The sequence below is a fragment of the Bacillus sp. T3 genome (assembly GCF_033449965.1).
Lineage (GTDB): Bacteria > Bacillota > Bacilli > Bacillales > Cytobacillaceae > Bacillus_BU.
This window is the reverse complement of sequence record NZ_CP137761.1, coordinates 318234-330511: the sequence shown is the minus strand read 5'-3', so window position 1 is coordinate 330511 and position 12278 is coordinate 318234. Positions and strand designations below refer to the sequence as shown.

At 42.8% G+C, this 12278-nt stretch carries 6 protein-coding genes and 3 pseudogenes; 1 reads left to right on the top strand and 8 read right to left on the bottom strand.

Annotation, left to right across the window (positions count from 1 at the left end):
* Nucleotides 1-72: 72 nt before the first annotated feature.
* From RGF10_RS01800 to RGF10_RS01785, 4 genes and pseudogenes are all read right to left on the bottom strand, one after another.
* A complete protein-coding gene (locus RGF10_RS01800; RefSeq protein WP_318506755.1) occupies nt 73-1209 on the bottom strand; it encodes an acyl-CoA dehydrogenase in 1137 nt (378 codons plus the stop codon).
* 34 nt (nt 1210-1243) lie between these two features.
* On the bottom strand, nt 1244-2095 hold the full coding sequence (locus RGF10_RS01795; RefSeq protein WP_318506753.1) for a 3-hydroxybutyryl-CoA dehydrogenase: 852 nt from the start codon (nt 2093-2095) through the stop codon (nt 1244-1246).
* Nucleotides 2096-2179: 84 nt separating this feature from the next.
* Nucleotides 2180-3368: pseudogene (locus RGF10_RS01790) on the bottom strand (acetyl-CoA C-acetyltransferase).
* Nucleotides 3369-3748: 380 nt separating this feature from the next.
* On the bottom strand, nt 3749-5860 hold the full coding sequence (locus RGF10_RS01785) for a heterodisulfide reductase-related iron-sulfur binding cluster (protein WP_318506751.1): 2112 nt from the start codon (nt 5858-5860) through the stop codon (nt 3749-3751).
* Between the two features lie 218 nt (nt 5861-6078).
* Between RGF10_RS01785 and RGF10_RS01780 the strand changes: the two genes are divergently transcribed.
* The gene (locus RGF10_RS01780; RefSeq protein WP_318506749.1) at nt 6079-7437 is read left to right on the top strand and encodes a phospholipase D-like domain-containing protein; all 1359 of its coding nucleotides are present in this window, start codon (nt 6079-6081) and stop codon (nt 7435-7437) included.
* 176 nt (nt 7438-7613) lie between these two features.
* Here RGF10_RS01780 and argS read toward each other — a convergent pair.
* The 4 genes and pseudogenes from argS to speE form a co-directional block, all read right to left on the bottom strand.
* A pseudogene (argS, locus tag RGF10_RS01775) lies at nt 7614-9283 on the bottom strand (arginine--tRNA ligase).
* A pseudogene (locus RGF10_RS23695) lies at nt 9280-9674 on the bottom strand (DUF1934 domain-containing protein). Before RGF10_RS23695 ends, argS begins: the two co-directional pseudogenes overlap by 4 nt.
* Nucleotides 9675-10186: 512 nt before the next feature.
* A complete protein-coding gene (gene speB / locus RGF10_RS01765; RefSeq protein ID WP_318506745.1) occupies nt 10187-11059 on the bottom strand; it encodes an agmatinase in 873 nt (290 codons plus the stop codon).
* Nucleotides 11060-11140: 81 nt separating this feature from the next.
* The gene (gene speE, locus RGF10_RS01760) at nt 11141-11968 is read right to left on the bottom strand and encodes a spermidine synthase (protein ID WP_318506743.1); all 828 of its coding nucleotides are present in this window, start codon (nt 11966-11968) and stop codon (nt 11141-11143) included.
* Nucleotides 11969-12278 lie beyond the last annotated feature (310 nt).

The window sequence follows — 12278 nt, the reverse complement described above, 5'->3', positions numbered from 1 at the left end:
TTTAATTTGATTTGTGCTCCGTCTAATCTATGTAGTTTGGTTTGTTTTTTACAGATTAGTAGATTAGCTTCCTTACTTTGTTAAATGCTTGTTGATGACAATGCGTTGGATTTCGCTCGTGCCCTCATAAATTTCCGTAATTTTTGCGTCACGGAAATAGCGCTCGACTGGGTAGTCCTCGGTATAACCATAGCCTCCAAATACTTGGATCGCATCTGTTGCTACTTCAACTGCTGCTCTGGAAGCGAATAGCTTTGCCATTGATGCCTCCATCGAACAATTTTGCCCTTTAGACCGCAAATCGGCTGCGCGATAGACTAATAGTTTGGCTGCTTCAACAGCGGTGGCCATGTCCGCGAGCTTAAAACCGATCCCTTGCTGGGCGGCAATAGGCTTACCGAACTGATAACGAGTTTTTGCGTATTCTGTTGCCGCTTCTAACGCGGCTTCGGCGATTCCTAAGCTTTGAGCTGCAATGCCAATTCGCCCGACATCTAGATTAGCCATCGCAATCTTAAAGCCTTCGCCTAGTTGACCAAGCAAGTTGCTAGCTGGAACTCTCATGCTTTCAAATGTCAGCTGGACCGTTCTTGAGCCGTGCAGACCCATTTTCTTTTCATCCTTGCCGACAATAAAGCCCGGTGTATTTTTCTCGACGATAAAAGCACTGATGCCCTTCGTACCAGCAGCTGGGTCGGTGACCGCAAAGACGATGTAAACTTGCGCTTCGCCACCATTGGTGATGAAAATCTTGGAACCGTCGATGATGTATTCGTCTCCGTCTTTAACTGCTCTTGTTTTAATATTGCTTGCGTCCGATCCAGCCTGTGGCTCCGTCAAGCAAAACGCGCCAATATATTCCCCTGAAGCTAGCTTAGGGACATATTTTTGCTTTTGCGCTTCTATGCCAAAATAAAGGATTGGATTCGTGCAAACTGATGTATGAACAGATAGAATGACTCCTATCGTAGCGCTTACTTTTGATAATTCATTTATGGCAATAATGTACGAAACAAAGTCCATTTCCGCACCGCCATAGTTTTCTGGAACAGGAATCCCCATTAAGCCGAGTTCTCCCATTTTCGTTAATATTTCTCGTGGAAAATGACCTTGCTCCATTTTTTCAATGAATGGGGCTACTTCACTCTTGGCAAAATCACGAACCATGCTGCGCATCATTTCTTGCTCGTCAGTAAACCTGAGGTTCATTGCCATTCCCTCCTGATATAGTAACTGAGTTGCCTTACTCATATACGTAGAAACCGCGGCCCGATTTCTTTCCAAGCCAGCCAGCTTTCACATATTTACGAAGAAGTGGGCATGGGCGATATTTATCGTCGCCAAAGCCTTCATGTAGCGTTTCCATAATGTATAGACAAGTGTCTAAGCCGATAAAATCAGCCAGTGTAAGCGGTCCCATCGGATGGTTCATTCCGAGCTTCATTACTTCGTCAATCGCTTCAACTGTCGCTACGCCTTCATGAAGTGCATAGATTGCTTCATTGATCATTGGTAAAAGGATACGGTTTGAAATGAATCCAGGTGCATCATTTACTTCAACCGGAACTTTTTCTAGATTTTTCGTAATATCTTCAATCGTTTGATACACTTCATCAGCAGTTGCTAGGCCGCGAATGATTTCAACGAGCCTCATGACTGGAACTGGATTCATGAAGTGCATGCCGATTACTTTGTCTGGTCTTGATGTTGCTGCTGCAATTTCCGTAATTGGAAGTGAAGATGTGTTACTTGCTAAAATCGTATGGGCTGGAGTAATTTTATCCAACTCAGCGAAGATTTTTGCTTTGATTTCCATGTTCTCAACCGCTGCTTCGATTACAAGATCACAAGCTTCAGCATCCTGCAGGCTTGTTGATGGTGTAATATTCGCAAGAATTGAATCACGAGTTTCAGCTGTGATGCGATTTTTCTCGACATTACGTGAAAGGTTTTTGTTGATTCCGCCAAGACCGCGCTCAACAAATTCTTGTTTAATATCATTTAGAAGTACTTTGTAGCCTGCTTGGGCACAAACTTGAGCAATCCCCGAGCCCATTTGTCCTGCCCCAATAACCATAATTGTTTGAACGTTCATTACTGTATATCCTCCTCATAGCGAGCGCACTAGGCGCTTATATCTTTTTTATTAAAATAGGTAAGTTCAATGCCTTGTTAGTTGTTACTGCTTTGGTACTTCGATCATGATTGCATCCCCTTGGCCGCCACCTGAGCATATCGCTGCGATTCCAAGTCCGCCGCCGCGTCGCTTAAGCTCGTGCATGAGCGTGATGATGATTCTAGCACCGCTCGCACCGATTGGATGCCCTAATGCAACAGCCCCGCCATTCACGTTGAGCTTTTCTGGGTCAAGCCCAGCAATTTGCTTGCTAGCTAGAGCAACAGCAGCAAACGCTTCATTAATTTCAAACAAGTCAATTTCATCAACGGTTTTGCCCGTTTTCTTTAGCAATTCGTTGATTACTACACCTGGTGTTTTCGGGAAATCCTTTGCTTCCATCGCAATAGCCGTATGAGCTACGATATACGCTTCCAGGTGTTCTACCTTCCTTCAATGCGCGCTCTTCACTCATTAGTACAAGTGCAGCTGCACCGTCATTTACACCTGGTGCATTCCCTGCTGTAATCGTTCCCATTCCGTTAAATGCGGGACCAAGCTTGGCTAGTCGTTCAAGTGACGTATCTCTTCGCGGTGATTCATCATGTTCAATAATGGTTGGTTGACCTTTGCGACCGGGAACCTCAACAGGAATAATTTCTTCAGCAAGCTTGCCTGAGTCTATGGCGTTAAGCGCTCTCATATGACTGCGATAAGCCCATTCGTCCTGCTCCTCACGGCTAAGCTCCAGTTCAGTAGCTGTACTGTTTCCGTAAGTACCCATGTGAACGCCGGTAAAGCTGCAGGTTAACCCATCATGCACCATCAAATCCTTGACGGGATGATCGTTCATTCTCAGTCCCCAACGAGCTTTCGGTAGAAGGTAGGGTGCGTTGCTCATCGATTCCATTCCACCGGCAACAATCACCTCTTCATCACCCGCACGAATGATTTGATCGGCAAGTGTGACACTCCGCATTCCAGATGCACAGACCTTATTAATGGTTTCTGTTTTCACTTCCCAAGGAAGACCTGCGTTGCATGCTGCTTGGCGAGACGGGATTTGACCTTGACCTCCTTGAAGAACAGTCCCTAAGATGATTTCACCTACTTGAGTAGGTTCGACGTGAGCTTTTTCTAACGCTCCTTTAACGACGATGCCTCCTAGCTCAACTGCCTTTAAACTGCTTAGACCTCCGCCGAACTTACCAAATGGTGTACGAATTCCGCTTAATATAACTGTTTTTCCCATCTATCGTTCCACTCCTTTATTCAAATTCACCTATCCATTTTCTTATGACAAACCAATGTGTTAATACGTTACTACTTCAAAGTGACTGAACGCTCGCTCGGTTGCGAGGCATAAACCTGCGCAATTTTCGAAAAAACTATGGCCGATTTTTGGAGATCCTTCATTACTATTCTACTGCAGTAATTAGTAAAATTGAATTATTTTACTAAAAATTCTAAATATTTAATTTCCGACATTAATTTACAGTTTCTGGCGAATTTTGGGGAGGCTCGCTCCGACCAAGCTGGTTGGTTGATGGCCACCCCAATATTCACGCACCTTTTCACACTGTTCTATAAATTAAGAGCTCTGTCGAAACATGACATTCATGAATTAAATGATTACGAAACAAGTTCCTTTTGGTCACCACAGATAGCTTTTTCAAGGAGCTCGGCGACGTCATACGTTTTTACATTTTCTTCTACTTCTATTGCTTTTGTTCCGTCAGATAGCATGGTTAGGCAATAAGGGCAACCTGAGCTGATAACGGACGGATTGACAGCTAATGCTTGCTCAGTTCTGGCAACATTGATGCGGTGGCCGGTTTCTTCCTCCATCCACATTAAGCCGCCGCCTGCTCCACAGCACATTCCCGTTTCGCGGTTACGTTCCATTTCCACAAGCTTCACACCAGGAATCGCTTTAAGAATTTCGCGTGGCGGATCGTAAACCTCATTGTAGCGCCCTAAGTAACAGGAATCGTGGAACGTAATCGTCTCGTTCACGTCAAATTTCGGAACGAGTCTTCCTTCTTTGACAAGCTCTGCAAGCACTTCAGTATGGTGGAATACCTCTGCTTGTAAGCCGAAATCAGGATATTCGTTTTTGAAAATATTATAGGCATGCGGATCAATCGTTACGATTTTCTTCACTTCGTTCTTTTCAAACTCATCAATATTGTTTTGTGCTAATTCTTGGAATAGGAATTCATTTCCGAGACGACGTGGTGTATCGCCAGAGTTCTTTTCCTTGCTTCCTAAAATCGCAAATTTCACGCCTGCTTCGTTCAATAGCTTCGCGAACGAAAGGGCAATTTTTTGGCTGCGGTTATCGTATGAGCCCATTGCGCCAACCCAGAACAGGTACTCAAATTCTTCGCCCGCTTTTTTCATTTCTTTAACAGTTGGAATAGTGACATCCTCACGGACATCGCGCCATTTTTCGCGTTCTTTCCGGTTTAATCCCCAAGGGTTTCCTTGGCGCTCGATATTGGTCATCGCTCGTTGTGCATCGGCGTCTAGTTTTCCTTCTGTTAGTGTTAAATAGCGACGAAGGTCAATTATTTTTTCAACATGCTCGTTCATAACTGGACATTGGTCTTCACAGTTACGGCAAGTTGTACATGCCCAAATTTCTTCCTCTGTAATCACTTCGCCAATCAAGCTTGGTGAATAGGCAAGAGTTGCTGCCGCTTCCTCCGCACCTTGGCTTAAGGACGCTAATGCTAATTGGTTCCCCTTTGTGTTTGCGAAGGCAAATGATGGGACCCATGGCTGTTTCGAAGTGACAGCCGCACCGTGATTCGTTAAGTGGTCGCGTAATTTTAAAATTAAATCCATTGGCGACAGCATTTTTCCTGTTCCAGTTGCCGGACACATATTGGTACAACGTCCGCATTCGACACAGGCATATAAGTCGACAAGCTGGAGCTGTGTAAAATCTTCAATTTTTCCAACCCCGAAGGATTCTTGTGATTCATCTTCAAAGTTAATTTTCTTTAATTTACCCGGCTTATCGAGACGGTTTAAATAAACATTGGCAGGTCCAGCAATCAAGTGCATGTGTTTTCCCTGCGGTACATAAACTAAGAAAGTTAGTAGGAACAACAAGTGAATCCACCAAGCTACATAGAACACAACAATGGCAACGGTTTCACTGATACCAGAGAAGATCGTTGCAATCGATGAAGCAATCGGTTCAGACCAAGATGCTTCATGTCCATGCCAAATCATGCCCATCCCATTCCCAAGTAATACTGATAGCATTAAGCCACCGATAAAAATTAAGACAAGTCCATTTTTAAAACCACGCTTTAAGCGCACAAGCTTTTCGATATAGCGGCGGTAAAACGCCCAGACAACTGCTACTAAAATAACAAGCGTTACGATTTCTTGAAAAAAGTTAAAAGCGGGATATAATGGCCCAAGCGGCAAGTGTGCACCTGGTTTAATTCCCTTCCATATAAAATCAATCGCTCCTAGTTGGACAAGAAGGAAACCATAAAAAAACATAATATGCATAATTCCGCTTTTTTTATCCTTCATTAGTTTCGTCTGTCCAAAGACGTTTACCCAAATTTTGTTTAGTCGTTCTTTGATGTTGTTATCAAACTCTACTTTTTTACCGAGCTTTATATACGTGATTCGCGTTTTCACTACGTATACAAATAAGCTAATTGCGTATGCAGTTACTGCTAAAAACGCAATTAAATTAGCCCACAACAACCCGTTCATCAAAAGTACTCCCCTTTCTTTGACTTATTTAGCGATGTTTCGACAGAATATTACATTATTTTTAAATATTCTGAATTTACTCTTAACTCTATTATATGGTGAATGAGCGTTCAGTCAATAGTCATTTTGAAATCTTAACAGAATTATTTTTTGGAATACATCATAGAAGGTTTGGTTTCGGTCAAACTAAGAGGAAATGAGTTGAGGAGAGAATGGATGTGTATATTGTCTTAATCGGATTCGCGCTTTTATTCATTCTAATCATCTTGCTCTATATTGATTATATTCTTGGGCGCAAAAAACATGTCGCTACAAGCACAAGAAAAGAATTTCCGCTTCGAAATTGTGAGCTTCGCCTGTTCATTCATGGAACAGAGTTGTTTGAGGATCTATTCCAAGAAATTAAAAAGGCGACCAAGCATATTCATGTTTTATTTTATATTGCGAGAAATGATGATTTTAGCAAGAAATTTTATTCATTATTGGAGCAAAAGGCACGGGAGGGGGTTGAGGTACGTCTGCTGCTGGATTGGGTCGGTAGTCATAAGCTTTCAAAGCAGATTATTGCCGAGCTCGAGGCCGCCAATGTTCAATTCGCCTTTGCGCATGTGCCTAAATTCCCTTATTTATTTTACAAGGCGAATGTTCGTAATCACCGCAAAATCACAGTAATTGATGGGGTCACTGGCTATCTCGGTGGCTTTAATGTGGGCAAGGAATATGTCGACCAGGATCCAAAGCTATCACCATGGCGCGATTACCATATGCGCCTGCGCGGCGATATCGTCCATGACCTACAAACTCAATTTATTGCCGATTGGCAAAAGGCGACAAAATCTGAAATCAAAGTGCTTTCGCGGAATGATTATTTTCCTTATTATCGTGCTGGGAGAAGTACTGGGCTTGTGTCTCAAATGCAAGCTGGAATGCTTGCAACCGAGTTCGGGGAGGATTTTGCATTTAATGATATCGAGACTACCAGCGAAAGTGGCACTAATCATCAGAATCATATGAGTTCACCAGAAAAGCATGATCGCAGACCCACGAAAATTCAAGCTGTCGCCTCAGAGGGCATCCATATGGAGGACCTTTTATCACACCGAATTCACCAGGCAAAAAAGTCGATATTCATCGGTACGCCTTATTTTATTCCGAGTAAACGCCTGCTTTTTGACTTATTGGTGGCAGCGAAACGAGGGGTTCACATAAAGATTCTTGTTCCGCAAATGGCGGATCATATTCTTGTCCAGGAAGCATCTTATTATTATTTTCGACAGTTGCTTAAGGCTGGCGTTGAGGTTTATCAATTTTTGAATGGCTTTTATCACGCAAAAGCATTACTGTTTGATGACGAAATTTTTGATATTGGAACGACTAATTTTGACCAGCGTAGCATCTTCTTGAATTATGAAATTAATTGTTTTATTACTGACCCGACCTCGATTGCAGAGATTAAATCGGTCATTGATAAGGATTTAGATAAGTCTAAAAGGCTGCAATTAGCAGACCTGGAGAACGTTAGTATGATGACAAAGGTAAAAGAATGGGTAGCAAAGCCGATTGCCAGGTTTTTATAGAGTTAGTAGCTTATTAATGGTCACATAGTGAAGTATCTATGTGACCTTTTTGTTGTTTTGTTTTGGCTGGATTACAATAAAAGGATTCAATAGTACTCTTTTACGCGATTTCATCTCCGATACCCAGCAACAAAAAGGCTGCCCCATTAAAAACCGGGACAGCCTTACGTTCATTATTACATTTTTTCTGGTGCGGACACGCCGATTAGTGCGAGGGCGTTGCGCAAAGTAATTTGGACTGATTTTACTAAGGCTAGACGAGCCTTTGTCTTTTCTTGATTATCCTGATCTAACACTTTTTCCGCATTATAGAAGCTGTGGAAAGTGGATGCCAAATCGTAGATGTAATTAGTGATGCGGTGCGGCATACGCTTTTGTGCTGCTTCAGCAACAGCTGCTGGGAAGTCACCAAGTGCCTTCAATAGCTCTATTTCTTTTTCAGCTCCAATTAAACTAAAGTCAGCGTTGTCGTTCAAGCTAAAGCCTTGCTCCTCACCTTGACGGATAATGCTTGAAATACGCGCATGAGCATATTGAGCATAGTAACCGGGTTTTCGTTTGATTGAGAAACTGCTAAATCTAAATCGAAATCTAAATGAGTATCCGCGCTGCGCATCGCGAAGAAGTAACGAACAGCATCTAAGCCAACCTCTTCAACTAGTTCACGCATCGTTACCGCTTTACCGGTACGCTTACTCATCTTCATTTTTTCACCGTTTTTATAAAGATGGACAAGCTGAATAATTTCCACCTCTAACGCATCTCGGTTATAGCCAAGCGCTTCAATTGCTGCCTTCATCCGTGGAATATAACCGTGGTGATCGGCACCCCAAATGTTAATCAGCTTTTCGAAGCCGCGCTCAAGCTTGTCCTTATGGTAAGCAATATCTGGTGTTAAATACGTATATGAACCGTCCTGTTTGATTAGAACGCGGTCTTTATCGTCGCCCATTGGTGTTGTACGAAGCCAAGTTGCGCCCTCTTCTTCAAAAATATGGCCGTTGTCTCGTAACGTTTTCAATGCTGCATCAATTTTTCCGTTATGGTAAAGCGATGTTTCAGAATACCAAACATCAAAACGGACGCGGAAGTTTTCGAGATCCTGCTTTAATTTTTCCATTTCGTACTTTAGTCCGTATTCACGGAATTTATCAAAGCGCTCCTGATCGTCTAATGCCACGAATTTGTCGCCATACTCCTCAGCAAGGCGCTTACCAATACCGATAATATCAGCACCATGATAGCCATCCTCTGGCATTGGTTTATCGATTCCAAGTGCTTGGAAATAACGTGCGTCGACGGATAGGGCTAGATTATTAATCTGGTTTCCAGCGTCATTAATGTAGTATTCTCGTGAAACCTCATAGCCTGCTTTGTCTAAAATATTGCAGAGTGAGTCACCTACAGCAGCTCCGCGAGCATGACCAAGATGGAGGTCACCCGTTGGATTGGCCGAAACGAATTCAACCTGAACCTTTTGACGATTGCCAACCGTTGATTCTCCATATTTTTCTCCAGCGCTTAAAATGGATGGAATCAATTCAGTTAAATAGCTATTATTCATGTAAAAATTAATGAAGCCTGGCCCTGCAATTTCCATTTTTTCAATCGAGCCTTTGGATTGATCAAAGTGTTGAATCAACTCTTCAGCAATCGCACGTGGTGGCTTTTTCGCAATGCGAGCTAACTGCATTGCCATATTTGAAGAATAATCCCCATGTGCCTTATCTCTTGGAGTTTCTAAAATAACATCTGGAATGTTTTCTTCTGTCGCTAAATTTGATTGAATAACTGCTTGTTTAATTTCTTCTTTAAGCTTTGCTTGAACCTGTTCTGCTATGTTCATTTGCGTTCCTCCTCATATTTAATGTCGAGATGATATGTACCTGCAAGAGTTTCTTGCATAGATAAGTCATATTTCAGGGTAATATGCCCCTCGTTTGATTTGTGGTTGTGATGGTGTGTGAAGTTTTGCGCTTCCGTTACGATTTCCATAAAGCCGTGTGGTGAATGGTAGGTTCCAGACACGGGCTTCCCGGGCGAAACACCATCCGCATATTTAAAGCACCACTCCGTAAAATTAGCATTTCATCATTGGTGATTTTCACAGTGGTATTCACCGTGCCTACCTCCAATACCTCCTGATACCGCAAATACGCCGCTGTTTGCGTTTCCTGATATTGACCGAATGTGATGAGTTCGTAAGTTTCAGGTTGCGTTGATGCTTGAGATGGCATTGTTGGTGACGATGACGATGTGAACTCCTCTGAATTGGCTCGGTACTGGTTTTCACTTTCGAACTTGTTTGCTTGGTCCTCTGTCACCTGCTGTTGCGGGTGGTGGATCACGGTTTTTATATATATTTTAACAGGTGTTTGTGCAGCACGGTCGTCTGGCAACGGCAACACTTCCTTTATTGTTTGCTTTTTGTTTGAGTTTGACTTTTAGGTACTTTTTTTCATTTATTATAACCTTATTAGTATAAGTTTAGAGTTTGGAAAGCGCAAGAAGGGATGATTTTTTACGTTTGTTTTCATTTTTTATGGGGTGGTGCGAGTTTACTTGCCAGTTTGAACGATTTACTTGCTTATAATTCTTGTTTACTTGCTTAATTTTTTAAATACTTGCTATTTTTGTAGGTTTATTTGTTACTTTCATAATACAACCGACTCCACCAACCGAACCGTTGCCCCACACAAAAAAACGGAGACCATCTAATAGTCCCCGTCCTCTAATCGAAAAATAATCCTTATTTTACCCAGCCTAAAATCATTTCGCGGATTAACTTGCTTGCAGTGTTCGCAGTTTGCTCCGAATGGTCGTAGATTGGTGCAACTTCAACTAAATCGGCGCCGACCACACGAACATCTGAATTAGCAATTTCATGAATTGAAGCGAGCAGCTCACGCGACGTAATTCCGCCTGCGTCGACTGTTCCCGTACCTGGTGCATGAGCTGGATCTAGAACATCGATATCAATTGTTACGTAGACCGGACGACCTGCTAGCTGAGGCAAAATTTCCTTCAATGGCTGAAGTACATCAAATTTTGAAATATGCATACCCACCTGCTTCGCCCATTCAAACTCTTCCTTCATACCGGAACGAATACCGAATGAATAGACATTGCGTGGACCGATGAGTTCAGCCGCTTTGCGAATTGGTGTGGAGTGAGAAAGCGGTTCGCCTTCATAACTCTCACGCAGATCTGTATGTGCATCCATATGAATAATAGCAAGATCAGGATATTTTTTGTACATAGCCTTAAAGGCCGGCCAGCTAACGAGGTGCTCACCGCCCATGCCTAGTGGGAACTTATCAGCAGCAAGAATTTGATCCACAAACTCTTCAATCATATCGATACTGCGCTGTGGATTTCCGAATGGCAGGGGAATGTCACCTGCATCGAAGTATTTAACATCCTCAAGCTCGCGATCTAAATACGGGCTGTATTCTTCTAGACCTGGCGATACCTCGCGGATTCTTGTTGGGCCGAAACGCGAACCGGGGCGATAGCTTACGGTCCAATCCATCGGCATTCCGTATAATACTGCCTGGCTTTCTTCAAAGTTCGGATGGCTCTTAATAAAAACGTTACCAGAATAAGCTTCATCAAAACGCATAAAACAGTTCCTCCTTATAATTGGGGACAGTCCCCCAGCACTTCACCGCAGCACAGCAGCGGGGGACTGTCCCCCACTGCTTTACTGTATTAAATCGCCGACGAATTTTGGTAGGACGAAGGCGGCTTTGTGAAGTTCTTTTGTATAGTATTTTGTTTCGATTTCGTGGAAGCGATCATCGCTTACAGCAAGCGGATCGTGCTTCTTTGAACCGACTGTGAACGCCCACATCCCGCTTGGGTAGGTTGGGATGTTGGCAATGTATAAACGGGTAATCGGGAAAATTTCGCGAACGTCCTTTTGCACGTTGCGAATTAGGTCAGCTTTAAACCACGGATTATCGGATTGGGCAACAAACAGACCGTCTTCTTTAAGAGCTTTTGCAATTCCAGCATAGAAGCCTTTCGTAAATAGATTTACGGCCGGACCAACAGGCTCAGTAGAATCCACCATAATGACATCATAAGCGTCTTCACTTTCTGCGATATGCATAAAGCCATCGCCGACCTGAACATTCACTCGTGGGTCATCGAGCATTCCGGCAATTTCAGGTAAGTATTTTTTTGAATACTGTATGACTTTACCATCGATATCTACTAGCGTTGCTTTCTTTACACTAGGGTGTTTTAGGACTTCACGGATTACTCCCCCATCTCCACCGCCGACAACTAATAAGTTCTCTGGATTTGGGTGCGTAAATAATGGCACGTGTGCCACCATTTCATGGTAAACAAACTCATCTCGAACGGAGGTCATCACCATTCCATCTAGTAAAAGCATATTACCCCATTCAGCTGTTTCGACCATTTCAAGCTTTTGAAATTCTGTTTGTTCTGTATGTAAAGTACGTTCCACTTTCATGGTAATCCCAAAGTTTTCTGTTTGCTTTTCCGTAAACCAAAGACCCAATGTAATTCCTCCTTATTAGATGAATAATCATAATGGTCTCTAATAGGTAGTTCTCATACCACGCAAACACAACACGAAGTCCAAATTCACGTTCGAAATCCCACCTAACCATTTCCAATTATCTTGCCCTAACGAAGTAATTACAAACCTTAGAAAAGTATAGTAGAATCCAGCAAAATTGCAAGAGAAAATTTAACGTTTTTGTCGAAATTCAGCATGATAACCTGTTATTCCAAGCCCTGCTTTCTCGAAAAATAAACCGCCCATTTTTTCCCTATTTGTGTTTAAAATCCACCCTAACTCCTCATAC

What these genes read in the sequence shown, in the direction of transcription:
- RGF10_RS01800 (WP_318506755.1), bottom strand. Translation starts at nt 1,209, where the DNA reads ATGAACCTCAGGTTTACTGACGAGCAAGAAATGATGCGCAGCATGGTT.
- speB (WP_318506745.1), bottom strand. Translation starts at nt 11,059, where the DNA reads ATGCGTTTTGATGAAGCTTATTCTGGTAACGTTTTTATTAAGAGCCAT.
- RGF10_RS01785 (WP_318506751.1), bottom strand. Translation starts at nt 5,860, where the DNA reads ATGAACGGGTTGTTGTGGGCTAATTTAATTGCGTTTTTAGCAGTAACT.
- RGF10_RS01795 (WP_318506753.1), bottom strand. Translation starts at nt 2,095, where the DNA reads ATGAACGTTCAAACAATTATGGTTATTGGGGCAGGACAAATGGGCTCG.